Genomic DNA, 25,528 nt, shown 5'->3' with positions numbered 1-25,528 from the left:
CGCGCCCCGCGATCTTGCACATGCTGCTGTCGGTTCGCCCCTTATGGGTTCTATGTCGCGACAGAAAGTGCAAGATCGCGGGGGCCGGGCGGGCGGGCCGGGCGGGCGGGCGGGGCGGGCGGGCCGCCGGAACGCCGGCCTCGAGTGCCGTCGCCGGCCGTGGTCGGGCGGGGGCGTCCGGCGGGAACGGGAGCGTCGGGCGCGGACCTCGGGCGTGGGGCGTGGGGCGTCGGTCAGCCTCGGGGGGCGTCGACGATGACCGAGTCGGCGAGCCGGTCGTGCAGGCCGCGGCGGTGCTCGTCCATGATCAGTGTGGGGACGACGAGGGCCAGCAGCAGGCCCCGGATCAGTCCCCGGAGCACGCCGATCCGACCGCCGTCGTGCCAGTTCACGCAGCGGACCTTCGTGACGTACATGCCCGGTGTCTGGGCGAACAGGCCGAGGAAGATGCCGTAGACCAGGACCAGCACCAGCACCGGCGCCCAGCCGTCGCGTACCGGGTCGGCGAAGAAGTTGGACACCAGCAGGCAGAGCACCCAGTCGATGATCAGCGCCCCGAACCGCTTTCCGAGGCTCGGCGGGGTGAAGGTCGGGTCGGTGGCCGGCGCTGCCGGGGCGTGCGGATTGGTCACAGCGGTCAAGGGTATCCGCGCCGAGATGAGGACCTGCCGGGTGCCGCCGCCACTGCGTGCCGATTCCGGCCAAAGGCATCAGATGTCATTACACTGGCACAGTCGATACCGCCTTCGCGGCGGGCCGAAGGCGTGGACAGGGGCGTCGCTGACGCCCCGCGAGGGACGTAACACGGCAGAAACAACGGAGACATGGCCGGGCAACCCCACGGCCATAGCGTCGCCAGAAGCCTAGCCACCCCGTGGACGTGCCAGGAGGATGTGTGTTCGCCAATCCCGAGGAACTGCTGCGATACCTCAAGAACGAGGACGTGAAGTTCGTCGACGTTCGTTTCTGTGACCTGCCCGGCGTGATGCAGCACTTCAACCTGCCGGTCGAGTCCGTCAACGACGACCTCTTCACCGACGGCCTCGCGTTCGACGGTTCGTCGATCCGCGGTTTCCAGGCGATCCACGAGTCGGACATGCTCCTGCTCCCGGACGTCGCCACCGCGTTCATCGACCCGTTCCGCGCACAGAAGACTCTCGCGCTCAACTTCTTCATCCACGACCCGTTCACGCGCGAGGCCTACAGCCGCGACCCGCGCAACGTGGCGAAGAAGGCCGAGGCGTACCTGGCGGCGAGCGGCATCGCCGACACCGCCTACTTCGGCGCCGAGGCGGAGTTCTACATCTTCGACTCGATCCGCCACGAGACCTCGGCGCACCAGTCGTTCTACTACATCGACTCGATCGAGGGCGCGTGGAACACCGGCCGCGAGGAGCCGGGCGGCAACCGCGGTTACAAGACCGCGTACAAGGGCGGTTACTTCCCGGTGCCGCCGGTCGACCACTACGCCGACCTGCGTGACTCGATCGTGCGCCGGCTCGTCGACACCGGCTTCAACGTGGAGCGCTCGCACCACGAGGTGGGCACCGCCGGCCAGTCCGAGATCAACTACCGGTTCTCGACCCTGCTGCACGCGGGTGACCAGCTTCAGCTCTTCAAGTACATCGTGAAGAACGAGGCCTGGGCCAACGGCAAGACCGCGACCTTCATGCCCAAGCCGCTGTTCGGCGACAACGGTTCCGGCATGCACACCCACCAGAGCCTCTGGCTCAACGGTGAGCCGCTCTTCTACGACGAGACCGGCTACGCCGGCCTGTCCGACATGGCCCGCTGGTACATCGGCGGCCTGCTGCACCACGCGCCGTCGCTGCTGGCCTTCACCAACCCGACGGTCAACTCGTACCGCCGTCTGGTGCCGGGCTTCGAGGCGCCGGTCAACCTGGTCTACTCGCAGCGCAACCGCTCCGCCTGCACCCGCATCCCGGTGACCGGCAGCAACCCGAAGGCCAAGCGCGTCGAGTTCCGCGTTCCGGACCCGTCGGCCAACGTCTACCTGGCCTTCTCGGCCATGATGATGGCCGGTCTGGACGGCATCAAGAGCAAGATCGAGCCGCCGACGCCGATCGACAAGGACCTCTACGACCTCCCGCCGGAGGAGTGGGGCGACGTCAAGCAGGTGCCGGGCTCGCTGCCGGCCGTGCTCGACTCGCTCGAGGCCGACCACGACTACCTGCTCGAGGGTGGTGTCTTCACCCCGGACCTGATCTCCACCTGGGTGGACTGGAAGCGGGCCAACGAGGTCGACCCGGTGCGCCTGCGCCCGACCCCGCACGAGTTCGCCATGTACTACGACTGCTGAGCCTGATCAAGGCTCTGACCTGCACCAACAGGATCACTACTGATCTTGGGTACAGGTTGGGTACAACCTCACGGACGGCGGTCATGCCCGGCTCACAGCCGGCATGGCCGCCGTTTCGTGTTGACCGAGCGCCCCGTCAATGAGCAGCCGGGTCCGGTCGAGCACGTCCGGCCACTCGTGGACGTAGGTGTTGAGCGTGACGGTCGGCGTGCTGTGGCCCAACGCGAGCTGCACCGTCTTCACTGATGCCCCCGCGTGGATCAGGACCGTTGCGTAGTAGTGCCGCAGTCCGTGGATCCCCCACCGCGCAGGCAGGCCGACCGCTCCCCGTGCGCTCGCCCACGTCCGCGAGAAGGTCGCCGCGTTGACTGGCTCGCCGCCGGCACCCTTGAACAGCAGGCGTGCGGCCCGGCGGACCGGCCGGCGACGGTCCGTGTCGTCGTCGACTTCAACCGCGTCGCACCCGTCGGCCAGGTGCTGACGCAACGCCACCGCCACGACGTCAGGCAGCTCGACCGTGCGGGCGCTGGTGCTGGTCTTGACCGGTCCGAGGAACGGCTGACGGCCCTTGAGCACCTTGAGTTGGCGTCGGACGTGCACCTCCCGCACGTCGAAGTCGAGGTCGTCCACCTCCAAGCCGAGGATTTCACCCAGGCGCAGCCCGCAACCAGCCGCGAGATAGACCGTCGCGGCCAACCGGGCCGGCAGCAGACGCGCCAGGTCGTGCACCTGCTCCGCCGTGGGAAGGACTCGGCTCCCCCGGCCGACCGGCGGAAGGCGAATGCCCTTGTCGCACGGGCTGGCCGAGATCAGCCGGTCCCGCACCGCCATGGCGAACATCGAGCTGAGGTAGGTGTAGACCACCCGCAGCGTGGTCGGAGCGAGGACCGTCGACCGGTCCCGTACCCATCCCTGGATGTGGCTCGGGCGGACATCCTTGATCTGCTGCGCGCCCAGTCCCGGCAGCACGTGGAGCCGGACAGCGTGCTCCACCCGGACGCTTGTGCTGTCGGTGTGGAGTTGGGCGTCCCGCCACAGCGAGGCGAGGGCCGCGACGGTGATACGGCCCGCCCGGTCATCGATGTACTGGCCCCGGCTCAGGTCGGCACGCACGTTGGCGTCATGGCGGTCAGCATCCACCTTCCGCTCGAACAACTGCGTACGCGTCTCGCCGAGGTTGTCCGTCCAGCGGACCCGCCACCGTTTGCCCCGCCCGTGCCGTTTCGACGGCAGCCGCGAGCCGTCAGCCGCCCGCCCGTTCAGGTACCACAGGTCATCGACGGGCATGGCCTACGCCGCCTGCTCCGCGACCCAGGACCGCACGTCCTGCGGGTCGTACCTCAGGTGCCGTCCGACCTTGGCCGCCGGTGGCCCGAAACGGCGGTGCCGCCACTGGTACAGGGTGCCCACCGGCACGCCGAGGAAGGCGGAGACATCCTCCACCGTCCACAGCCGGTCGACAGCGCTTGTCTGCCTCTGGGTGCTCATCGGTCCAGTGCTCCATTCCGCAATTGCGATGGCCGACGGTCGGCCGGTTTGGTGTCAAGGTGGGCTTGACGCTGGATCGCGCGTCAGGCGACGAGGGTCTGTAGGTACTCGCGTGCCGCGTCCTGGTGCTCTCGGGCCATCGCGGCGGAGGCGTTGGCGAGCAGCGCGTCAGCGGTGGTGTGCCAGCCGGCGCCCACGAATTGCAGGAAGTTGACCACCAGCGTGGTCGGCTCGGTGCCGGCCGCGGCTTCCTGCGGGCCGCTGCTCTGGGCGCGGCGGAACACGATGCGTTGGTTGCGCAGTAGGGCGAAGGTGATCGAGTAGCGGCGGGACTTGGTGAGGAAGTGGCCGCCGAAGCCGAGCATGTGTGCCCAGCGGCGCAGCCGCCGCCAGTCCCGGGGCGTGCCGAGCATCCAGCACGCGTCTATCAGGCGTTCGGCGTGGCTGCCGGCCGGGTCGGCGTAGATGTCGATGGTGTCGCCGGTCAGCCGGTTGGAGGCGTGGCCGGTGACCTCGGTCGATTTGGTGGCGTACTTGGCCAGGTACGCGGCGACCTGCGCGTCGGTCACCTCGCCTCGGCCGGCCACCGTGATCACCTTGGTGAGCACCTGCGTGCCCCAGGTGATCGGCCAGCCGCCGGGGTGGGCGGGGTGGTCGGCGGTGGTGAAGCCGACGGTGGCGGCGGCGTGGTCGACGGCGGCCACCAGGTCGGCGGCGTCGAGCTGCGGCGGGGCGGGCACGATGGCGTCCGGGTCGTCGGAGTCGCGGCCGTCGAGACGGATGATGGCGTGGAAGTGCACGACGCCGCGTCGTTGCATCTCGGCGGCCTTGCCGAACGACAGCCGCACCGGGGACACCCACCGGGTCTTACCGGTGCGCGGCGAGGTCACGGGGATGTTGGGGATGCCGCGAGCCTTCGCCAGGCGGTGCATGTAGCGGTTGATGGCGATGGTGGTGCGCCGCCACAGTTCCCCGGCGGAGAGGTTCCAGACCGCTTGGGCGTCGTGGTCATAGCAGTCCAGGCACAGCGGCGTGCCCAACCGGGCGTCGGTGTCCTCGTGGCGGGCGAAGCAGACCAGCCGCACGCCGTGCGGGCACGTAGTCGACTCCCGGCGGGGGTGGCAGGGTTCGGGCCGGCAGTCGCACGAGGTGCGCCGGGTGCAGGTGTGCCGCTTGACGTAGCGGGTGTGCACCTCGCCGAAGGACGGGGCGGTGAAGGTTGGAAAGACCGCCGGGTGGTGGGCGACCTGCTCGGGTACACCTTTGCCGCCGACGAGGCCGGCGCGGACGACCTGGTAGGCGTCGCGTTGGTAGAGCTTGGAGCAGGTCGGGCAGACGGCGGCGCGTCGGTTGCCGCACGGCTTGTAGATGACGCCGTCGGGCATGTCGGCCGTCGACCGCTCGGACAGGAGGCGGCCGGTGGCGGCCTCGACGGTGGCCATGGTGCCGACCAGGCGGACCGGGCGGGTGCAGCCGGCGGCCGGGCGGACGTGGCGCAGCCAACCGGCGAAGTCGGGTTGCGTCAGCCGGGCAGCGGCTTGCAGCCGGATGTCGGCGGACGTGGCGTACCAGGGTGGAGCGGTCGGCTCGGCGCACGGGGCCGTACCCGAAGCAGGTGCTTCGGGTACGACGGTCAGCGTCGAGACGGTCAACGGGTCGCCTTCACAGGGCGTCCGTTGGCGGGCTGGACGGGTCGGTTGTCGGTGTTCGAATCGAGGTCCAGGACCGCGAGGGCTTGCGTGGCCTCATCCGAGGTCACCTTGAGGCGGACGGCCAGTTGGCCCGGGGTGATCGGCGTGCCGTGCTCGGTGCGGTACTGCTTCGCGACGCGGGTCGCTCGGGCGAGCAGGTCCGGGGCCACGATCGGCAGCGGAAGTTGGGCAACGTCAGACGCGGTGACAGGAATGTCGGTGGTGGACGGTGCCAACGTCGGAGCCGGAGTGTGCTCAGGCTTGCTCGGTCGGGGACGGGCGGGGCGGGCAGTCGCAACGGGCCGAGGCGTCGACGGCTCCGGGATAGGGGCCGTTCGCGGTGCGGTGATCCGGGTGGCGAGCTGGGCCGGGGTCGGGACCTCAGGGCGGGCCGGCGTCGGTGCCGGTTCGGCGGGTTCGATGTCGGGAACGATGGGCAGCTCGGGCCGGCCGGGCGTCGGTGCCGGGACGGCGGAAACGGTCACGGTTGGGATCGGCATCTCGGCGGGTGCCGGGGGCGCTGGTGCGGTGCCGGTGGCGGCGGTCAGGGTTCGGCCGCTTTCCCGCCGGAGCAGAGCGCGCATGTGCACGGCCAGGCCAGCGACGGCCGGCGGCAGTGCACCGACGATCGCCGCCATGGCCACGCGCCAGGTTTCATCGGTGTTGGCGTTGGTTTGCAGCAGGTGGTACGCCGACTGGGCAGCGATGCCGATGCCGGCCGCACCGTAGGTGTTCTTCTTGGCGAACGCGGCGACCCGTGCGGGCACGGGAGCCATCCACAGCACCAAGGCGACGACCACGTAGCCGTCGACCGCGATGGGCATCAGCCAGGCCAAGGCGAGGCTGACCGAGGTGCCGGGGACTGTGATGCGGGCGGTGAAGCCGGCGAGTTCGGCCAGCGCGATCCAGGTGGAGGCGGACAGGCCGAAAGACGCGGCCAGCACCGCCCACGAGGCGATCGACGCCAACCGGGGCTCACCGGCCACCAGCCGGCTAGAGGTTGGATTCGGGTTGGTGGTCACGCCGTGGCCCTCCCGTCAGTGAGGCCGAACAAAGCCGGCTCCTCGGCGGAAGGCAGCGACGTGGGTTGGGCCGCCCTGCGGGTTGCCGTCCGGTTGCTCCGGGCGGTCTTGAGGTTGTGCAGGTCGGCGAACTGGTCAGGCGTCAGGATGCTGAGCGCCTGCTTGTCCTCGCCGCGCCGCCGGTACAGCAGCGGGCGAACCGTGGCGTTGGTCGGGCAGTCCGTCACCCCGTCGGGGTAGCGGAAGCCGCAGCCGGGGCACACTGACGGTGCCGGGCTACCGGGGTGGTGATCGGCGAACACCTGCGCGAGGATCGCCACCGTGACGCCGAGGCCGGCGCGGATGAGCCGCTCGTCCAGGGCGACGCGGTCGGCGCGGTCGCCGTAGCGCATCTGCACCGCCTGCCGGGACACGCCCAGCCGGTCGGCGATCTCCGCCCAGGAGTACCGGTACGGAGGCTGCCGCAGGCCGGTGACAGCGAGCCGGGTCATGGCGTCCACGTCGGTGGACAGCGCCGCGAGTGACCGCAGCGCTTCGATGTCGCCGGCAGCGACGCGACGGGCATACGCCCGCAGGATGCGCCGCACGAACGCGTCGAACTCGGTGGTTTCCACCGACCGCCTGGCGCGCTTGGTACGGGTGCGCGTCAAGCCGGGCTTGACGGTGTTCTTGTTCATGCCGCACCACCGTTGGCGCGGTCCCACGCGCCGGCCGCCGCGTTGAGAACGGCGATGACAGCGTCGGCGGTCTGGCCCTTGGCGTCATTGAAGTCGTAGGCGTTGTCCAGCCTCTCGTAGTACTGGCTGTCGGCGAACCGGAGGGCCAGGTACCAGTCCAGGTAGGTCAACGCGGCAGCGAAGTCAGCGAACTCCGGGGCGTCGAACATCTGGGCCGGGGCGTCGACCGGTCCGCCGTAGCAGACCATGCCGACCGCGCCGACCAGACAGGCCGGGGGCGTAAACGACCCCGACGTGGCGTCGTAGTAGGCACCCTGCGTCCAGCCGTGGCGGGACAGGTACAGGGCGGCGTCCCGCAGCGTGCGGGCCGGGGTGGTCACCTGCTCGGCGACCGTGTTTTGGGTAGCGTGCATGACGGCAGCTCCTTCCGGGCTGTTGATGGGGCGGGTCGGCTGTGTCCGGGGTGCTTTCCTAGGGCTGATCCCGGTGCTGCCGGCCCGTTTCTATGGGGTTCGGCGCTGGGGGCGGACCATCCGCCGCAGGGCCGCGTCGAACTCGGTGACGATCCGCATCAGGTGCGTCCGGGCGTTGGTGTCGCCGGCCGCGAGGCTGATGCGGGTGCGGATCTCGGCGTGCTGGCTGCCGTCGGCGGCCAGCACCCGGGTCAGGACCACCACACCGTGACCGGGAACCCGCAGGGTCACCGGCTGTGCCCGGTGCTCGCCCAGGCCGCAGGCGTGCCCTCGGGCGCACCAGTCCGGGTGAAGGTGGTCGTCGTTGGTGGTCGGCCAGGTTGGTGATGCGGCCGGCCGGGGGCGGATACGGATACTCATGCCGCACGCTCCTTGCGGTCAGCCCGCATGCGGGCGGCGTGGATGGCGATGCGGGCGCAGGCCGCGTCATCCAGGTACGCGGCTTTGATCAGTTGCGGGATGCCGCCCTCGGCGATGAGCAGACCCACGCCGGGATTGGTCGGGCTGATCGTGTTGGACGACCAGCCGCGGTCTGCCCACCCGTGCCCCAGCACGATGTCGCTGGACACGTTGGTGGTGCACCGGAAGGCGCACCGCCAGGCGAACAGGTCCCGCAGGCTCGTCGGGATGATGTCGGACGAGGGGCGTTGCGTCGCCGCGACGACGATGATGCCGACTGCGCGGCCCCGAGCCACCAGGTCCCGCAGTAGCCCCGCGAAGTCCTCCCGGGTCTTCTTGTCCCCGACGGTGGCCGAGAAGTAGGCGATTTCATCGATGGCGACGAGGATCGGGCTGAACACGTCATCGCGTTGGGTCTTCCGGCGTCCGGCGACTTCCAGGTAGGCGTACCGGTTGTCCATCACGATCTGCATCCGCCGCAGCGTGGCCAGGGCATGCATGATGTCCGGGCCGACGAACACGTCGGCGCAGCTCTTCCACTGGCCCAACTCGACCTGCTTGCCGTCCAGCAGGCACAGCCGGCAGTCCAGCGACAGGGCGGCGTGAGCCACGATCAGGTTCAGCAGGGTCGACTTGCCGCCGCCCGGTTCCCCACCGATCAACAAGTTGCGGTAGATCAGCGGGACCCGCACCGGGTGGCCGAACTCGTCCACCCCGACATGCACCGGGTCGAAGATCGACACGGACGGGTCAGCGGGCATGCCACCCGGTACGGGAGAAGCGGTCAGCGTCGACATCACTGGCCCGCTCAGGCCGCCGCCGGCGCAGCGGTCGACCAGGGGTCATCCGCCGGCGCTTCCGGGGTGAACCCGTCCCCACCGGAGCGGGTCCGGGCCATCTTCTTCACCGTCGCCGTGGCGAACCGCAGCGACGGGCCGACCTCGTCCACGTCCAGGCCGTACGCGGAGCGCTTCTCGCCCTCCTCGTTCTCCCACCGCGACAGCCGCAGCCGACCGGCCACCACCACTCGGGTGCCCTTGGCCAGCGATTCGGCGATGTGCTCCGCCAGGTCCCGCCACGCGGTGCAGGTCAGGAACAGCGGGTCACCGTCGCGGTACTCACCCGAGTTGCGGTCGAACACCCGAGGCGTGGACGCCACGGTGAACTTCACCAGCGCCACCCCGGCCGGGGTGAACCGCAGCTCCGGGTCGGCGGTCAGGTTGCCGACCACCGTCACGGTCGTGTCGTTTGCCATTGCGATCTCCTCCGAGATTGTTGGAGGTGAACCGCCCTGTTGGCGGTCACCGCACACACCCCGGTCAGGGCGTGTGAGTCTTGGTTTCAGCGGCGCGGGTTGCGCTGTTCCGGTGCCGGCTCCGGCACGTCGAGCAGGTCCAGGCCCAGCGGCGGCATAGCCGGCGACACCGGGGCGTCCTCGTCGCGCATCCACGCCACCCAGGCCGACAGCGGCGACGCCACCAGGCCGGTCAGCGGGTCACGACGGGTGATGTCGACCCGCACCAGCGCGGCATGCTTGGCCGACGCACGAACCATCCGCGCTTCGCCCGCCCAGCAGGCCACCGCGAGCTTGTCCGCCTTGCCGTCCAGGTCCATCAGGTCCAGGCCCGGCCGCAACCACACCCACACCCGCTCACCGGCCGGCGTCGGCCGCGCCCACAGGATCAGCGGCAACCGACCCGGATGCAGCCGAGACGTCGAGCGGATGAACTCCGCGAAGCACAGCCGCAGCCGGTGCCGCACCACCACGCACCACACCCACGCCGACACCCGCCGACGAAGCCGGCCGACACCGAAGACGACACCCAGCACCACGGCCAGGAGCACCAGCGGCACCGCCGGGTGCGTCGCCCGGGACAGGTACGCCATGCCGACGAAGAGCGTGACCGCAGCGACGATCTCGAACGCCCACCACCACAGCACCCGCAGCGCCGGCCACACCCGGACCACGCACGCGACCACCAGGCCGCACACGCCGCCGGACAACAGTCCGACCACCACCGCGAGCACCAGCGGCAGCGCCACCGACGCGGTAGCGGCCACCACCAGGGCGACCGACGCCGCCACGACGAGGAATGCCACCCGAGCCTTCTGCGCGTACGACCGCGACACCGGCGTCTCCACCAGCGTCACCGCACCCACCGGGCGCTCACCGAATATCCCTGACTTCGCCATGCCCAACCTCCCCTTGTCCATCGGCAGCCGTGCGACTCAGTACCGACTTGACCGTACTGACTGACTCGGTACAAGTCAAGGTGGTGACGCATCGCGCTGTGTTGATCCCTGGGTGTAAGAGTGCGAGGCTGGGAAGTGCTCTTTCGACCCTCCGACGGGGGTACCCATGATGGGTAGGCCACTGACGGATATGGATGAGGAGCGACCGACGGGGTGGAGGCATCGATGTCGCAGCGAGTCAGTGGGACTGCAATCCCGCGTCATGTCCTGGAGCGCGAGGACATGCGCGCCGCACTCGCGCGGCATGACTTCGGGACAGTGTTCATGCTGGCTCGGAAATGGGCTGGCATCAGCTATTCGCGAATTGCGGAGGCGTGCTCAATAAAGGCTGAAAGAGTCGGCGCGCTTGCTCGCGGGCAGGGCAGTATCGCAACATACGAAAAGATCAGCCTAATCGCAGATGCTATGCGAATTCCGGGGCATATGCTGGGCTTGGCTCCCCGCGACTGGGAGGCCAACCAACCGGGGGCCCAAGATGCCAGAGGTGAGACCGTGAATCGGCGTGATTTTCTGCGCGTATCTGCCGTTGGTGCCGGCACCCTGCTCGGTGCCGTTGACGTCGCTGACCTCGCCTCCGGGCGACGCCTCGGCGAGGAGCTGCCGAAGGTTCTTGCACGACGGACGGCGAGGCTCCGGCGGCTCGATGACGTCTTGGGCGGGGGCGACACTGTTCGCCTATACCTGTCCGAATACGAGATGACCAAGAAACTCGTGGCCGGTGGCACCTACACCGAGACAGTCCAACAGCGACTGCTCGCAATTCTCGCAGAACAGGCGCAGCAAGCTGGATGGGCTGCATTCGATGCAGGGGACCTGAACCTATCGAAGCGGCTGTACGGCGAAAGCCACGGGATCGCTAATCAAGCGCACGCGCCGCACCTCGCCGGAAACGCTCTGGCGTTCCTGGCCTATCAGACCGTGGGCGGCGATCCCCGCGAAGCCGTGGCGATCGCGGAGGCCTCTTGCGCCGCAGCCGGCGACGAAGCCCCGGCCACCGTCACCGCTCTGCTGCACGAGCGTCGAGCCTGGGCGCACGCTGTCGTCGGAAACGCCCGGGAGACTGATGCGGCACTGGCAACGGCGCGCGCTGCCTTGCAGGGTCGCAACGCGACCCAGGAACCCGACTGGTCCACATGGGTTGACGACCAGGAGGTGACCATCATGACCGGCCGCTGCTGGGCAGAACTTGGCCGGCCGCTGCGCGCTGTCCCTCTGCTGGAGGATGTACTAGAAGGCTTCGACGACGCCCACGCCCGAGACAAGGCCCTGTACTCGTGCTGGTTGGCGGACGCCTACGCCACGGCGGGGGAACCGGAGGAGGCCGCCCGGGTCGCCGGCCGAGTGCTGGACCTCTCCGAGGGCGTCGCCTCCGTGCGACCGCGCCAACGTCTCAGCCCGGTCCTACAACGACTGAGGGACCACGCCGCCGTGCCAGGAGTGCGAGAGGTGTTGGAGCGCGCCAGGGCGTAGCCCTTACGGCTCCACGTCCAGCAGGAGGGTCCGTCTGACCCACGCGGCATACTCATCCGAACTCATCACGATGGGCACGGCCGCGATCTCGGGGTTCTGCCAAGGGTGATGGTCTTGGAGGAAGGCTCGTAGATCCTCGAAGCGCTGGGCATGCGTCTTCAGGAGAAGCTGCCACTCCTCGCCGGTGCCGAACTCACCCTGGTGCCAGAAAGCTGAGACGACAGGCCCAACGATTTGCGCGCCAGCCGCAAGCCTTGCCTCCACAACGAGGCGCGCTAGCTCGACAGCCGCCTCACGCGTCTCCACAGCGGTGGACACCTGCAAGACGGTCCAGGGCTGCTCGTTGCTCGCATCAGCGGCGCGACTTCCGAGCCGGGGGCGACCCTCGTGCCAGGACACGATGGTTCGCGGGCGCCATAGGTGGGTGCGGCCGAACGTCTTGTCAGGCTCCGGCATCTGACCGCGGTTCCGGTAGGAACTCACGGTGCCGACCTGGACGCCGAGGTACTCGGCGACCTCCGACGTCGTCCACCACTCCGCGTCTGGATCAGGGCTCGTCACGTACGCCATTGTGCCCGCGTTGAACGCTCAACGCACCTGTGCCTCTGCGGCCAGTCACGGGTCAGGCCCTTCGTGGACGGGCGGCGTAGGTGACTCCACCAGCCTCCGTCGATACGCTAAGGGGATCATGCTTGCACGGTGCCAACGACGCATAAGTGGAAGGCCGCTCATGAAGTTTAAACGCCGGAACACGGAAGCACTTGGCGATCTAATCTGCGGAAATCCTGGCTCAGATGACCCCCATTCCGGCGGAACACCGAAGTACTTTCCGTACCGATCGAGCATGTACATAACGGAATTCTTTCAAGACCTCGATACCGAGTACACACATGACGGGTCAACTCGGCATCGCTGGGTGGCGGATGTTCTGGATGCGATGCTGGCGGAGCCACACGAAGGGCCGACTAGGCCGCCGGAGATATTCTGCCGCGTCATCGATTATCTCATGGCACCGAACGACGCCATGAACGAGGGACCGGGCCGACCTAACGCGCTCGGGCAGCTAAACGAGATTCTCAACCGTGAGGGTTTTGAAGCGTTCTACGCCGATGACCAGCACTGCTATTTGCGGCATATCGGCACTAATACAATTGGCGTTTTTCAGACGAACCCACACCGTCCCTTGACGGAGGCAGAGACCAAGCGGAGAAAGGAACTCATCGCGTATCTGGAAAAATGCAGCGAAGACGAACTGATCGAAGAGATCCTTCTGCCCCTGTTTCGTCAACTTGGTTTCCATCGAATCACATCAGCAGGCCATCGCGACAAAGCACTTGAGTACGGCAAAGACATCTGGATGCGCTATACGTTGCCTACGCAGCACTACCTGTACTTCGGCCTACAGGTAAAGAAGGGAAAGCTCGACGCATCGGGCGTGACCAAACACGGTCACGCTGGCATCGGCGAGATCCACCACCAAGCACTGATGATGCTCGCGCACGACATCTTTGACCCGGAGGTGAACAGGCGTGTCCTAGTTGACCATGCGTTTATTGTGGCCGGCGGCGAGATCACCAAAGCCGCCCGTAACTGGCTCGGCAACGCACTAGATGCCGCGAAGCGCAGCCAGATCATGTTCATAGACCGGGAAGATATCCTGAACCTATACGTGGTAACGAATCTTCCGCTGCCTGCCGGTGCGCTCCCATCCACGCCGGACTGGCCAGACGAGCCGCCATTCTAACCGCTTCGAAGCCGAATAGTGGAACGATTGGACAATGGCCGCAGTTCGTGTCGTTCGACAAGAAATACGCGAGAAATCTCCGTCAGTTGAAGTGCGACATGTAACAGTGACCTAGGCCGTAGGCAACCGAGCGCACGAGTCTGCCAATGAGAGTGGTCGGGGGTGATGAGGCTTTGAGTCGGGCTCCGAACCGGAGCTGTCCTCCCTAGCTGGACGCCCTGGGGGCCACCGGGCCGACCAGCCCTACACCCGGAAGGCCGATGACGCCAAGATGAAGACAATCGCTTCGCGTGGTCAGCTGCCGCCCCCGACGTAGCCTAGATCATTCGCCAGAGCCTCGTACATTGCGTGCTGCCAGCAGTTGACAGACGTCGCAGCCCAGCTGGCCGCGGTAGCGCGAAGGTGTTCGCTTACTGCGGCCGGCCCGCCCTCCTGACGCAACTGATTCAGGAGTAGCCGTTCCCCGGCTATCTGCCGTGAAGCCTGCGTGCCGTACAGCGCCGCCAGCCGGAGATGTGTGAATTGATGCTGGATTCGGGCCTGCATAGTCGTGGTAAAGGCTGAATCTGGTTCGGCAAAGAAGAGAAGGGCAATGGGATCGTCCGAAACCACTCGCGCGAACAACCACCGGCCGTGGCTTGCGTCCTCGAAATATGGATGCAGGAGTTGGGTGTCTGTGTTGGCCGCCACCGCGTCGTTCTTGCGGTGGTTGCATTCCGAGCACGCCGGGACGAGGTTGTCCGGGATGGTTGCCAGCAGTGGATAAGTCGCCTTCGGCAACTGGTGATCGAGGGTGCTGACGTCGCGGTGCCCACAGAAAGGGCAGCGGCCCTGCGGGGCTCGGGCAAGAAGCTCGTCGTAATGTCGTCGGCCGACGTCGTTTTGGACCAGGCCCCGGGTGTATGCCCATAGCAGATCCGCCCGGACAATCTTGTCATCGGGTTGATCCTCGAGATCCTTCAGCCGGTGCAACTCCCCGAAGAGGGCCGCCAATTCGTAACGTTCGGCCGCTTCGCGGACATCCTTGCCGAGGTGAGTGAGCCGGACGCGGCGTTCCTCCGAACGAGCACTGTCGATACAGGCTCCGTAGAAATTCAAGACATCCCAGCCAGCGTATTGAGGTCGGGGAACCGGCCACATCACAGCTCTCCGCCGCTGTCCCGGACGGCGATCAAGGTCCGCGCAATAGCCTTCGCCTCGGTGCCCAGCCGACCGGCGAAGTGGTGAAGCAGCGCCTCGTACGACATGCCGTCGCGGACGGCGGTGCGAATCATCCGGTGGTAGCCGGAGTCGGTCACCTCTAAGGAGAAGACCTCATGCGTCAGTGTGCCGACGTTCTCCCCGAAGGTCTCCAGGGCGGGTCGTTGTGCGACAGCAAGCGTACCGTGGCGACGGATAAGAGATACGCAGGAGGATGGCACCTCCTGCAGGACGACCGGCGAGTGGGTAGCGACAATAGCAACGCCGTTGCGATCCAAAAGAAGGTCAGACAGCGCGCGCACGAACGCGGCGAGCAGTGGCGGGTGCAAATGCGCTTCCGGTTCATCCAGGACGACGAGGGTACGTTCGTGGACTTGGTCTACCAGACGGGTGATGGTTAAAAGAACGATCGCGTGGCCGGAGCTGAGGGTCGCGAACAGCTCCGTGGCCATCGAGCGGCGCCCTTCGGTGGGCGCGTCTCCAAATTCGGTAATCCAGGAGTCATTCTCCAGAAACCCGGAGCCGGAGTAGCGCAGCGTTTTTACCGCTCTGGTCCAGCGTTCGGCCGCCGGTCCCGTTAGGCAGTTGTCCAGGCTCACGGAGAACATTCGAGCCAGCTGCTCGCGGCCGAGCGGGCCCGAGGAGTGATCATCGTCCGCTCCGTGGCTTCCAACGTGGACGTACGGCACGACCTGCTGCGCGCGCGGGATGGACACGAACTCGTCGAAGGCGCTGAAAGAGACCGCGACTACACCGCGGAAGGTATGCCCAGATGCGGTACCGCGCTCGAAGATTTGTCCGGCGTCCGCCGGATTGGCTTGCCGGTCGGCAACGGCGCGGACCAGGCTACGCAGCAGATGTGACTTGCCGACGGCGTTGCGGCCGATTAGCACGTGGATGTTCGTCGGCGGCTGCTCGCCGGGAGTCACAGTGAATTCCAGTCTCTGTGACCATAGTGGCCCTGTAACCGAGGGGCCATTAACTGGCTGGTACTCGAACTCGTAGGGCGTCACCCGGGCACCGCCATGAGCGATGCGGCGGAATTGATCCTCCACGACGCCCAAGGGAATTCCTCGCAGCAGCGACGTCGTAGTCACGTCGAAGGCCTCTGTGCGGCGCAGCAGAGCTGAATCGTATGCCACATCCCGCAGCGCCGTGAGTACCTCGATGCGGATTTGAGGGCCGAGTTCGGCCAGCTTCTCGTAGTAGGTGTCATCCTGGCCGAGGGAGAAGTATCGATCGCTTAGGATCTGGAACTGAGAAGGCAGGTCAGACGAGGCGGTCCATCCCTCCGGAACGCCGAACCCACCGAACTTGACATTCCCGATTTCGTGCCAGGCTCCAGCGTCATCGACGATGAGTAGCTGGAACATGGTGACGTACCCGTAATCGTTCCATCGGTCCTGTACCAGGAACGCCTGCCGCCGGACTTGCGGAAGGTTGCCCCGTCCGCGCCCGATCTGAGTGAACTGCATGCGGTCTCCAAGGGTGTCTGCTGTCAGGCAGAGCAACAGGTGCAGGTCCGGTGGTGCGGGCGCTACACGCTACCGTGACCGGTATGGCCATCACGACCGCCGGGCCACGGTACCTTCCTGCGGTCAGGGAGGCCGCCGGCCGGCTCGGCCTTCACTTCGCATGCAATGGGCAAGCCCGTTGATCAGCGGCGAGGCGCGCGTCTGCCGCTTCCGCGGGCCGACTGCGTCGCGAATCAAGTGGCGGACAAGGGTCGTGAATCAGTCGACGGAGGACAGTAGCCGCAGTTCCGCAGTTCGATGTCCGCAGTTCCGCAGTTCGACACGGTGAGAACTTTCCATACGTCTTCAAGGCGGCCCTTCGGGCCGCGTCGCCCGACCCCTGCCGGTTCCGCCTTATGCCTGCGGCAACGGCGGACCGGCAGTCGGACGCAAAGATGCCCTGCGCCGCTTGGAACTCAGCGCAGGGCATGGAGGATCGGTTGGGTCAGCCCGCCTCAGGCGCACCCGGCTCAGCGCGACGTCGACTCATCTCGGCGAAGGCCAGCCGCTCAAGGCGTCGCTGGATCGCACTCGGCTGCCGCTCGAATGACACCGCCAGCTCGTCAATGCTGTGGCCGGCCAGGTAGCCCTTCATCAGCTCCGAGTCAGCCTGCGGTGTCCATAGGCGGTACGCCTTCGGGTGACGCTGCCGGATCTCGGCGATCCCAGCGGGGTCGCTCTTGAGGCCGACGCCGGTGTCGGCCGGCTCGTACCCGTCTTCCTCGTCCGGCGGGTCGTAGACCCAATCAGGTTCGCCCCGCGCCTGCTCGTCCCAGTCGGATTCATCCATGTGTATCAAAGTAATGACGCCACTGTGAGCAGGGAAGTACGGATCGTGACGGGAACCGTCGAGGACTTCCCGAGCGGCAAGGGCCTCGCCTCCGGCGGGTAGGGCCTCCGGCCCTACGACCCGGGGATGGCCTCCGGCGGTCGGGGCTACTCGCCCCGAACCCTCGGCGACTCCGGGATGCCCCGGCCGCGACCGGGGACCCGTCGCCCACCAGAGGCCACCAGACCGCGCCGACCTGGTCCAGGTCGTACGTCCAGTGGGGCGCTCCACCTGGACCAGGTCGGCGCGGCCCGGCAGGGCGGAGCCTGCGCGACGGGATGCCGCACCAGTCCACCTCGGAACCGCTCGCACACACCACCGCCTCATGATCGTTAGGTACACGAGGGGTACAGACGCCGCCCGGAAACACTGGACAACGATGGAAGTTGATATAAGGCGTACGACCTGCTCAGCGGCTTGATCGACGCCACTCCCCCAGGTCAGCCGCAATGTGCGGTTAGTTCGCCATGTACTACGACTGCTGAGCCTGATCAAGGCTCTGACCTGGGCCAACAGGATCGACACTGATCTTGGGTGCAGGTTGGGTACAACCTCACGGACGGCGGTCATGCCCGGCTCACAGCCGGCATGGCCGCCGTTCCGTGTTGACCGAGCGCGCCGTCAATGAGCAGCCGGGTCCGGTCGAGCACGTCCGGCCACTCGTGTACGTAGGTGTTGAGCATGACGGTCGGCGTGCTGTGCCCCAGCGAGAGTTGGACCGTCTTCACCGACGCGCCCGCGTGGATCAGCACCGTCGCGTAGTAGTGCCGCAGTCCGGGTATCCCCCACCGCGCCGGCAGGCCGACCGCTTCCCGAGCGGTCGCCCAGGTCCGGGAGAAGGTCGCGGCGTTGACGGGCTCGCCGCTGACACCCCGGAACAGCAGGCGTGCGGCCCGGCGGACCGGCCGGCGGTGGTCCGTGTCGTCGTCGACCTCGACCGCGCCCTCCGCCACTGATCATCGACCGGCTCGCCTAGCCGATCTGAAGGTCGGGGTGCCCCTCACCCGGCCGAGGCGAGGTGAGGAGCGCCCTCACGACGTGCGCCGCCCGGCTCCCTCAGGTTGAGTTCATTACCGGGCCCCGCGCCAGACATCCCCGTCACCGTCCCGTCAGCTAAGGCCGCGCGGCAGCATGAGGGCCGCGGCCGTGGTGGCTATCAGCATCACAGCCGCGACGCACAAGCCGACCCGCAGACCCACAATGAACTCACCCCGGTCCGCGACCAAGGCTCCGAAGACGGCCACGGCGAGCGCGCCGCCCGTCTGCCGGAAGGAGTTCAGGATCCCGGCGGCCATTCCGGCCCGATCTGCGGCGATGTCGTTCAGCAGGATGGCGGTCAGGGAAGGTACGAAGAAACCTAGGCCGAGGCCGACCGGGATGAGCATCGCCGCGATCACTGGTCTGCTGGTGCCCTCGTCGATCCAGAGCAGGCCGAACATCGCCAGCGCGAAGATCGCTTGTCCCGTGGCGATCGGCATCCGCGGCCCGAAGCGTGCCGCGGCCCTGGCCGAGGCCAGGTTGGCTCCGGCGATCACGGCCATCATCGGTAGGAACATCAGCCCTGCGGCCATGACGGACAGGTTCAGAACGTCCTGAAAGAACAGGCTCAGCACGAACACCAGCCCGTAGAACGCGGCATTGACGACGAAGCCGATCGCGACCGAAACCGTCACCGTGCGCGAACGGAAGAGGTCGAGCGGGACCAACGGCGCGGCGGTACGTGCCTCGATCATGATGAACGCGGCCGTCGCCACTGCGGCGAGCCCCAGGCAGCCCAGCACCAAGGGCTCGCCGAAGCCGTTCTCCCCTCCGTCGATCACCGCGAAGGTGAGCGCCGCGAGCGCGACGATCGCCGTGAGCTGGCCGTACGGATCAAGCGGCGTGGCACGGCGCGGCGAGCGCTCCGCGCGGGTCAACACCGCGAGGGTGGCGATGCCGACGGGCAGGTTGACGACGAAGATCGCCCGCCAGCTCAGAGTGCTGGCCAGCACCCCGCCGGCCACCGGGCCGGCGGCAACCGCGACGGCTCCGCCAACGGTCCAGAGCGCGATGGCCCGTGCCCGTTCGGCCGCGTCCGGGAAGGCCTGCCGGACGAGGGCCAGCGAGGAGGGCAGCATGATCGCCGCCGCGCTCCCCTGGATCAGGCGGGCGGCGATCAGCTCGCCCAGCCCCGGCGCCAGTCCGCAGGCCGCCGAGGCGACCGTGAAGACCGCGACGCCGGCGCCGAACGCGCGGCTCGCCCCGATGCGGTCGGAGAGCGTGCCCGCGGAAAGCAGGAGTGCGGCGAACATCAGCGTGTAGGCGTCCACGATCCATTGCAGTCCCGCCGTGCTGCCGCCGAAGGTTCGCCCGATCCCGGGCAGCGCCACGTTCATCGCCATGGTGTTGAGGTTGAGCAGAAAGATGCCCATGAACGTGGTCGCCAAAATCAGCTTCGGTGCGGCCGTGCGTTTCCGGGCATCCTGTGACGGGCGGGCTGGTTCAAGAGTGGTCATCCGTCCAGACTGGTGAGGCTCGCGAGGGCGAGGCAGACCGTGATCTTCCGGGGTGCGCCACAGGTGGGTGTGACAGGGCCAGGCTCCGGGCTGGCCCCCTGATCACACGCTGGCAGAATGACGATATGACTGAGTTCGGGAAGTTCCTGCGGGCGCGCCGTGGCGACGTACGCCCGGCAGACGTCGGAATGCCCGCCGGAACCGGCACGCGTCGTACGCCGGGTCTGCGCCGGGAGGAGGTGGCGGCGCTGGCCGGTGTGAGCATCGACTACTACATACGTCTGGAACGCGGCAAGGAGACCCGTCCGAGCCCCTCCGTGGTCGAGGCGCTGGCCGACGCGCTCCGCCTCAACCAGGAGGAGAGCGGCTTCCTGCACGAGCTGGCGGCGCGGGCGGCGCGTCGTGCGCCCGAGCCCCGTCCCCTGCCGTCACGGCGGGTCCGTCCGACCGTCACGCAGCTTCTGGAGACGCTCCGGCCCAACCCGGCGTACGTCGTAAGCCGCACCAACGACCTGCTGGCGGCCAATCCCGGCGGGCTGCGGCTGCTCCACGGCATCGCCGACTGGCCGGAGCGGCAGCGGAACACCGTCCGGTACACCTTCCTGCACCCAGCTGCCCGCGAGCTGTGGGCGGACTGGGAACAGAAGGCCAAGGGGTGCGTCGCCCAGTTGCGGGCGATCGCCGGCACCGATCCGGATGCCCCGGATCTCGCCGCACTCGTAGGTGAGCTAATCGTCAAGAGCCCCGACTTCAATCGGCTCTGGGAGCGGTACGAGGTGCACACGATCGGCGACGGCGAGAAGACGCTCCGACACCCGGAGGTCGGCACGATGACGCTCTCGCACGAAGGGCTGTCCCTCAACCGCGCACAAGGCCAGCGCCTCGTCATCTACATGGCGCCGCCCGGCAGCCCGGACCACGACAAGATGACGCTCCTCGACCTCGCCGCCTCCGACCCTACGGGGTCTTGGCGTGGTGGTGAACCGGCCGTCGGTGTGGCCTGACCGATGATTCTTCCGCGCCGTGCTGGTCTGTACGCCGAGTACCGACTCACGGGAGGCTGACACCATGCGAAAACTGACCTTCGGCATGAACCTGAGCCTGGACGGCTACATCGCCGCGCCCGGCGACGACCTCGGCTGGAGTGTGCCAACGATGGAAGTTGATATAAGACCCACGGCCTGCTCAGCGGTTTTATCGAAGCCACTCCCCCAGGTCAGCCACCATGCGCGGTGAGTTCGCCATGTATTACGACTGCTGAACAGTCACTCGATCCACCGGCCGGGCGGGCTCCGCGATTCGCGGAGCCGGCCCGGCCCGCTTTATAACGCCCCCCGACATACCTTCGTATCCGATATATTGCTGCGGTGGACACACCGCTGCGCGAACCCACCTTCCTGATCCTCACCGCGCTCGCCACCGGGCCGATGCACGGCTACGGGCTGATCGGCGAGGTCGCCGCCCTCTCCGGCAACCGAGTGTCGCTGCGCCCCGGGACGCTCTACGGGGCGCTCGACCGGCTGGTCGACGCCGGCCTCGTCGAGGTCGACGGCGAGGAGGTGGTGGACGGCCGGCTGCGCCGCTACTACCGCCTCTCCCCCGGCGGCGAGGCCACCCTGAGCGCCGAGACCGAGCGGCTGCGACGCAACGTCGAAGCCGCCACCAGCCGCCTGTCCGCGCGCACCCGCGCCGCTCGCCCGATCACCCCGCGCACGGCCGGAGGGCTGGCATGAACGACCTGGAACGCCGCTACCTGCGACTGCTGCACGCGTACCCCGCCGACTACCGCCGTGCCCGCGGCGCCGAGATCGTCGGGACGTACCTCGATCTCGCTGACCCGGACCGGCGCTGGCCCTCGCCGGCGGACGCCGCGGACCTGCTGCGCGGCGGCCTCCGCCAGCGGCTGCGGGCCGCGGGTGTCACCGACCTGATTCCCGGGGTACGCCTCGCGGCGCTCCTGGCCCTGGTCACCGCGAGCGTCCTCGCCGGCGTCTGGAGCGTGGCCGAGCTGCATCCACCGCCCGTGGAGTGGGGCGTCCCCCACCTCGGCCCGTTCGTCTCGCTCGGTGTCGTCGCGTGGGCGGCATGGCTGCTGACGGCGGCGGTGATCGCCGTCGCGCCGATCCGGGTCGCCCGGTGGGCAATCACCCTCGCGCTCCTGCTCACGCTGGCGCTGCCGCCGATGGCCGTGGCGCTCGACGCACCTCGACCGCCGCTGTTCGTGCTGCTGCCGCAGGTGGTCCTGGGCCTGCTGGGGCTCGCCCTGCCCGACCGGCCATCGCGGGCGATCCGCCTCGCGCCGCTGCTGTCCGTGCTGTTGGCGCTGGCGGCGGCAGAGTTCCTGCTGGGGTTGGACCACATTGACTGCTACTGCGGTCCCACGTCGGCTTTCCTGCCCACCGCCGGCGGACTGCTGCTGGTCGTCGGGGCCCTGCTGGCCACCGGCCTGGCAATCGGCGGGGACGCCCGTGGCGGCTGGGCGCTCGTCACACTGCTCACCCCTGCCGGCTTCCTCGCCGTGCCCGCCCTTGCCGGCGGCACCGGCTGGATATACAACGCCGTCACCTTCACGCAGCTGGCCGGGAGCGCTGTCGCCGTCGCACTCGCCGGTCCCGCCGTACTGCTCCTGGCCATCCTCGTCCGCGCCCGCCGAAACCCCACCACCCGGCACCCCGGCCAACCCTGCCCCACCTGCGGCACGCGGGCCTGACCACACCCCTCTGACCAACGGAGCCGCCCCCGCTCAGCACGGTGCGGCGCACTCCGCTGCGCCCCGCACTGCGCGGCACCCCGCACTGCGCGGCACCCCGCCGCGCCCGCCACGGTGCCCCACCCCAAGATCGTGCTCCATCCCGGATGTAGTGGTGTCGAGCGCGCAGGATGCCACTACATCCATGTTCGAGCACGATCTTGACCGCGCAAGCTTGACGATCACGGGACTGCCTCGACGTTTCGCCCGGTTTGCCGCCCACCTGGGTCATGATCGGCGAGTTGGACCCGGAGGCGTGCGGCGACGCAGCACGAACGCGAGCACGAGCAGGAGCAGGGCGGTCATCGCCACCGCGCCGGGGGCCTTCGTGAGACGGGCCAGGTTGGTGCCGTCGGGCAGGGCGAGGAAGGCCGCCGCCGCTGCCAGCAGCACGAACCACGTCGTCCTCGAAGCGGCCAGCGCGAGCAGCGCCAGGGGCCAGGTCGCGTACCAGGGGTGAAAGACCGGGGACAGGACGACCGTGGCGACCAACGCCAACGCCGCGCCGTGCAGTGCCACCCAGGGCTGCGTCACGCCCGCCGCCCGGGGCCGCGCCGTCCAGGCCACCCGTGCCGCCTCGACCCCTGCCACCCGCAGCCGGTCGTCGTTCAACCCGCGCAGTGTCTGCCAGGCCCGCCACCAGAGCACCACCAGCACCCCGGCGAGCAGCAGCAGGGCGACCGTCCGGGCCACCGGCACCGCGTGCGGGTCCCGGCCGGCCAGCGCGCCCGCGTAGTCCACGACCAGGCCGACGGCGGTGGGTGGCGACGTCCACTGCTCCGAGTCACCGCTGTGGGTCAGCCCGCCGACCCAGCCGAACCCGAGGCCGGACAGCGCCGAGGTGACCAGCAGTGCGGCGAGCAGCCCGCCGGCCAACCAGCCGCCGTCGCGCAGCAACGCCCGTACGGTGTGGCGGCCGTGCACGGCAGCCAGCGCGGCGAACGGCACCACCACCACGGCGCTGGCCTTCACCGTCACCGCCAGCCCGAGCAGTACCCCGGCGAGCAGCAACGCCGGCGGTCGACCCGGTCGGCGGACCACGATCAACAGCCCACCCAGCAGCAGGCCCAGCATCACCGCGTCGTTGTGCGCCCCGGCCACCAGGTGCACTCCGACCAGTGGGCCGGCCAGCGCCAGCCAGGCCGCCCGCCGGGTCGGCACCCCGGCCGCCCGTGCCAACCCGGGGAGGCAGAACGCGGCCAGCAGCAGCCCTGCCACGGCGATCACGCGCAGCAGCACGACCGCGCCGGTGAGCCCGCCGCCGAGGCTGACCGCGAGCGCCGCGAGCAGCACGAACACCGGCCCGTACGGTGCCGGGGTGTCCCGCCAGATCGGTGCCACCGTGTCCGACCACGGGCAGCCCGCCGCCACCACCGGCACGGCGTACGGGTCGACGCCGTGCGCGTACGTCCAGCCCTGGCAGGCGTACGAGTAGACGTCCCGGCTGCCCAGCGGCGGCGCGACCAGCAGCGGCAGCGCCCACAGTCCGGCGGTGGCGTACACCCACCGGGTCGACGTGGCACCCGCCCGCATCGACCACCACGCCCCGACCAGCAGCGCGGTGCCGGCCAGCCAGCAGGTCAGCGTCGCCGGGCCGCTCGGGGCTCGCCAGATCGACACCGGTGTCGCGCCCAGCGGGGCGTCGGGCAACGCCCCACCGAGGTACCCGGCGACGGCGAGCAGGCTCGCGCCGACCAGTCCCGCGTACCGGGCAGAGCGAGCCGACCGCGAACCAGCCGGCGGCGCACCGGGAGCGGTCACCGGCGCACCTTCCCTCAGTCGGCGGCGACCGGCTGACGGGCCGCCCGAGCCGACCGTACCAACCGGATGACCAGCACGATCACCAACAGCGTCATCAGCGGGGCCCCGACCGTCTTGGTGTACCGGGGCAGGCCGGTGCCGTCGGGCAGGATCAGGAACGACGCGACCAGGGCGACCACGGTGAACCAGCGGGTCTGCCGGGCGGTGGCCGCCAGCACGAACAACGGCCAGGTCCAGTACCAGGGGTGCACGACGGGAGAGAGCCCGACGGTGAGGGCGAGCGCGAGACCGGCGTGGTACAGCGGGTCGCGGGTGCGGGCCCGCCACCAGAGCCAGACGAGCAGCACGGCCAGGAGCACCACGGCGATCCCGCGGGTCACCGGCAGCGCGTCGATGTGACCGCCGAACGGCACCGCGACGTACCCGATCGTCTGTCCGACGGCGGTCGGCGGGGAGGTCCAGGCGATGGCGGCGCCGCCCTGGGACAGCCCGCCGACCCAGCCGAAGTCCAGCCCACCGGCGACGGTCACGCCCACCACGGCGGCGACGGCACCGCCGACCACCCAGCCGCCGTCGCGGATCAGCGTTCGGATCCGGTACGGCCCCGCGGTGGCCGCCAGCGCGGCGAACGGAACCACCACCACGGCGGTCACCTTGATCGCCAGCGCGACGCCGAGCAGCACCCCGCCGACCAGCAGCATTCCGCGTCGACCCGGGTGTGATGCCACCACGGCCAACCCACCGACGAGCGCGGCGAGCATCAGCACGTCGTTGTGGGGACCGCCGATCAGGTGCGCCGCGACCAGTGGGCAGCCCAGCGCCAGCCACACCGCCCGCTGGGCCGGCACTCCGGCCCGACGCGCCAGCACCGGCAGCGCCCACGCGGTCAACACGACTCCGAGCAGCGACAGCGCCCGGAACAGCACGATGCTGGCGTTGAGCGAGCCGGCGACCTTGACCACGGCGCCCGCGACGAGCACGAAGAGCGGTCCGTACGGTGCCGGGGTGTCCCGCCAGATCACGGAGACGGTGTCCAGCCAGGGACAGGGCAGCGCGGAGACGCCGTGCTCGTACGGGCTGATGCCGCCGGCGAAGCTGGCGCCCTGGCAGGCGTACGCGTAGACGTCCCGGCTGCCGAAGGGCGGTGCGACGAGCAGCGGCAGCAGCCAGAGCCCCACGGTGACCAGCGCCCACCGCGTCGACGGACCGCCGTCGCGCAGTGCCCACCAGGCGTACGCCAGCAGACCGGTGCCGACCGCCCAGGCGGCCAGGATCAGCGGGCCGTTGGGGCCCTGCCAGACGCTGACCGGGGTGCTGCGCAGGGGGCCACTCGGAAACGCGCCCCCGAGGAAGGCGGACAGCGCGAGCAGCATCGATCCGGCCAGGCCGGTCCAGCGCGCGAGGTGGGAAGGCACGCCCGACATGCTGCCAGCCGGTTGGTCG

General features: G+C 68.8%; 26 protein-coding genes. 7 read left to right on the top strand and 19 right to left on the bottom strand.

The features are described from left to right. Positions 1-233: 233 nt before the first annotated feature. Positions 234-632 (bottom strand): RDD family protein, encoded by a 399-nt coding sequence (locus C7C45_RS23005; RefSeq protein WP_110565752.1) that lies wholly within the window; start codon positions 630-632, stop codon positions 234-236. A gap of 263 nt (positions 633-895) precedes the next feature. Between C7C45_RS23005 and glnA the strand changes: the two genes are divergently transcribed. Continuing rightward, positions 896-2,320 (top strand): type I glutamate--ammonia ligase, encoded by a 1,425-nt coding sequence (glnA, locus tag C7C45_RS23000; RefSeq protein WP_110565751.1) that lies wholly within the window; start codon positions 896-898, stop codon positions 2,318-2,320. Positions 2,321-2,401: 81 nt separating this feature from the next. Here glnA and C7C45_RS22995 read toward each other — a convergent pair whose 3' ends face one another. From C7C45_RS22995 to C7C45_RS33690, 10 genes are all read right to left on the bottom strand, one after another. Further along, positions 2,402-3,607, bottom strand: coding sequence for a tyrosine-type recombinase/integrase (locus tag C7C45_RS22995; protein WP_110565750.1), 1,206 nt, complete (start codon positions 3,605-3,607; stop codon positions 2,402-2,404). 3 nt (positions 3,608-3,610) lie between these two features. Then, a complete protein-coding gene (locus C7C45_RS22990; RefSeq protein WP_110565749.1) occupies positions 3,611-3,808 on the bottom strand; it encodes a helix-turn-helix domain-containing protein in 198 nt (65 codons plus the stop codon). 83 nt (positions 3,809-3,891) lie between these two features. Then, the gene (locus C7C45_RS22985) at positions 3,892-5,460 is read right to left on the bottom strand and encodes a replication initiator (RefSeq protein ID WP_425271161.1); all 1,569 of its coding nucleotides are present in this window, start codon (positions 5,458-5,460) and stop codon (positions 3,892-3,894) included. Beyond that, positions 5,457-6,521 (bottom strand): hypothetical protein, encoded by a 1,065-nt coding sequence (locus C7C45_RS22980; RefSeq protein WP_110565748.1) that lies wholly within the window; start codon positions 6,519-6,521, stop codon positions 5,457-5,459. The genes C7C45_RS22985 and C7C45_RS22980 overlap by 4 nt, the downstream gene beginning before the upstream one ends. Further along, the gene (locus C7C45_RS35890; RefSeq protein ID WP_425271160.1) at positions 6,518-7,198 is read right to left on the bottom strand and encodes a hypothetical protein; all 681 of its coding nucleotides are present in this window, start codon (positions 7,196-7,198) and stop codon (positions 6,518-6,520) included. The genes C7C45_RS22980 and C7C45_RS35890 overlap by 4 nt, the downstream gene beginning before the upstream one ends. Continuing rightward, positions 7,195-7,611: a DUF6197 family protein gene (locus C7C45_RS22970; protein ID WP_110565747.1), complete on the bottom strand. Its 417-nt coding sequence runs from the start codon at positions 7,609-7,611 to the stop codon at positions 7,195-7,197. Before C7C45_RS22970 ends, C7C45_RS35890 begins: the two co-directional genes overlap by 4 nt. A gap of 90 nt (positions 7,612-7,701) precedes the next feature. Then, the gene (locus C7C45_RS22965) at positions 7,702-8,031 is read right to left on the bottom strand and encodes a hypothetical protein (RefSeq protein WP_110565746.1); all 330 of its coding nucleotides are present in this window, start codon (positions 8,029-8,031) and stop codon (positions 7,702-7,704) included. Further along, positions 8,028-8,867 carry an FtsK/SpoIIIE domain-containing protein gene (locus C7C45_RS22960; RefSeq protein WP_244200505.1) on the bottom strand — a complete coding sequence of 280 codons (840 nt, stop codon included), beginning with the start codon at positions 8,865-8,867 and terminating at the stop codon, positions 8,028-8,030. Before C7C45_RS22960 ends, C7C45_RS22965 begins: the two co-directional genes overlap by 4 nt. A gap of 11 nt (positions 8,868-8,878) precedes the next feature. After that, positions 8,879-9,343 (bottom strand): single-stranded DNA-binding protein, encoded by a 465-nt coding sequence (locus C7C45_RS22955; RefSeq protein ID WP_110565781.1) that lies wholly within the window; start codon positions 9,341-9,343, stop codon positions 8,879-8,881. Between the two features lie 68 nt (positions 9,344-9,411). Then, positions 9,412-10,263, bottom strand: a complete 852-nt coding sequence (locus tag C7C45_RS33690; RefSeq protein ID WP_146247378.1) for a hypothetical protein — start codon at positions 10,261-10,263, stop codon at positions 9,412-9,414. Between the two features lie 225 nt (positions 10,264-10,488). On the opposite strand from C7C45_RS33690, the gene C7C45_RS22945 reads away from it, so the two are divergent. Next, entirely contained in the window at positions 10,489-11,793 is a 1,305-nt protein-coding gene (locus C7C45_RS22945) for an NsdA family TPR-like regulatory protein (RefSeq protein ID WP_110565780.1), read from the top strand. 3 nt (positions 11,794-11,796) lie between these two features. On the opposite strand, the gene cutA is transcribed toward C7C45_RS22945, so the two are convergent. Then, on the bottom strand, positions 11,797-12,117 hold the full coding sequence (gene cutA, locus C7C45_RS35745) for a divalent-cation tolerance protein CutA (protein WP_110565779.1): 321 nt from the start codon (positions 12,115-12,117) through the stop codon (positions 11,797-11,799). A gap of 520 nt (positions 12,118-12,637) precedes the next feature. Here cutA and C7C45_RS22935 point away from each other — a divergent pair. Next, positions 12,638-13,537, top strand: coding sequence for a hypothetical protein (locus C7C45_RS22935; RefSeq protein ID WP_244200503.1), 900 nt, complete (start codon positions 12,638-12,640; stop codon positions 13,535-13,537). A gap of 294 nt (positions 13,538-13,831) precedes the next feature. On the opposite strand, the gene C7C45_RS22930 is transcribed toward C7C45_RS22935, so the two are convergent. The 5 genes from C7C45_RS22930 to C7C45_RS22910 all read right to left on the bottom strand — a co-directional run bounded on the left by C7C45_RS22930 (position 13,832) and on the right by C7C45_RS22910 (position 19,491). Next, positions 13,832-14,635: an HNH endonuclease gene (locus C7C45_RS22930; RefSeq protein ID WP_146247377.1), complete on the bottom strand. Its 804-nt coding sequence runs from the start codon at positions 14,633-14,635 to the stop codon at positions 13,832-13,834. A gap of 41 nt (positions 14,636-14,676) precedes the next feature. Next, positions 14,677-16,212, bottom strand: coding sequence for an AAA family ATPase (locus C7C45_RS22925; RefSeq protein ID WP_110565742.1), 1,536 nt, complete (start codon positions 16,210-16,212; stop codon positions 14,677-14,679). 484 nt (positions 16,213-16,696) lie between these two features. Beyond that, on the bottom strand, positions 16,697-17,041 hold the full coding sequence (locus C7C45_RS22920; protein WP_110565741.1) for a hypothetical protein: 345 nt from the start codon (positions 17,039-17,041) through the stop codon (positions 16,697-16,699). Positions 17,042-17,646: 605 nt separating this feature from the next. Further along, entirely contained in the window at positions 17,647-18,033 is a 387-nt protein-coding gene (locus tag C7C45_RS22915) for a tyrosine-type recombinase/integrase (protein WP_110565740.1), read from the bottom strand. Positions 18,034-18,189: 156 nt separating this feature from the next. Next, positions 18,190-19,491, bottom strand: a complete 1,302-nt coding sequence (locus C7C45_RS22910) for an MFS transporter (protein WP_208641256.1) — start codon at positions 19,489-19,491, stop codon at positions 18,190-18,192. Between the two features lie 209 nt (positions 19,492-19,700). Between C7C45_RS22910 and C7C45_RS22905 the strand changes: the two genes are divergently transcribed. From C7C45_RS22905 to C7C45_RS22890, 4 genes are all read left to right on the top strand, one after another. Beyond that, positions 19,701-20,579 carry a helix-turn-helix transcriptional regulator gene (locus tag C7C45_RS22905; RefSeq protein ID WP_110565738.1) on the top strand — a complete coding sequence of 293 codons (879 nt, stop codon included), beginning with the start codon at positions 19,701-19,703 and terminating at the stop codon, positions 20,577-20,579. 64 nt (positions 20,580-20,643) lie between these two features. After that, entirely contained in the window at positions 20,644-20,811 is a 168-nt protein-coding gene (locus tag C7C45_RS35160; protein ID WP_244200502.1) for a hypothetical protein, read from the top strand. 131 nt (positions 20,812-20,942) lie between these two features. Next, on the top strand, positions 20,943-21,308 hold the full coding sequence (locus C7C45_RS22895; protein ID WP_110565737.1) for a PadR family transcriptional regulator: 366 nt from the start codon (positions 20,943-20,945) through the stop codon (positions 21,306-21,308). After that, the gene (locus tag C7C45_RS22890) at positions 21,305-22,285 is read left to right on the top strand and encodes a hypothetical protein (protein WP_110565736.1); all 981 of its coding nucleotides are present in this window, start codon (positions 21,305-21,307) and stop codon (positions 22,283-22,285) included. The genes C7C45_RS22895 and C7C45_RS22890 overlap by 4 nt, the downstream gene beginning before the upstream one ends. Positions 22,286-22,552: 267 nt before the next feature. Here the strand turns inward: C7C45_RS22890 and mptB (C7C45_RS22885) are convergent, their stop codons facing one another. Both mptB (C7C45_RS22885) and mptB (C7C45_RS22880) read right to left on the bottom strand, forming a co-directional pair. Then, the gene (gene mptB / locus C7C45_RS22885; protein WP_110565735.1) at positions 22,553-24,085 is read right to left on the bottom strand and encodes a polyprenol phosphomannose-dependent alpha 1,6 mannosyltransferase MptB; all 1,533 of its coding nucleotides are present in this window, start codon (positions 24,083-24,085) and stop codon (positions 22,553-22,555) included. Positions 24,086-24,099: 14 nt separating this feature from the next. Next, complete coding sequence (mptB, locus tag C7C45_RS22880; RefSeq protein ID WP_208641255.1) at positions 24,100-25,500, bottom strand: polyprenol phosphomannose-dependent alpha 1,6 mannosyltransferase MptB; 1,401 nt, start codon at positions 25,498-25,500, stop codon at positions 24,100-24,102. Positions 25,501-25,528 lie beyond the last annotated feature (28 nt).

The organism is Micromonospora arborensis, from assembly GCF_003205615.1.
GTDB classification, from domain to species: Bacteria; Actinomycetota; Actinomycetes; order Mycobacteriales; family Micromonosporaceae; genus Micromonospora; species Micromonospora arborensis.
This window is presented reverse-complemented; position numbering and strand designations above follow the sequence as displayed.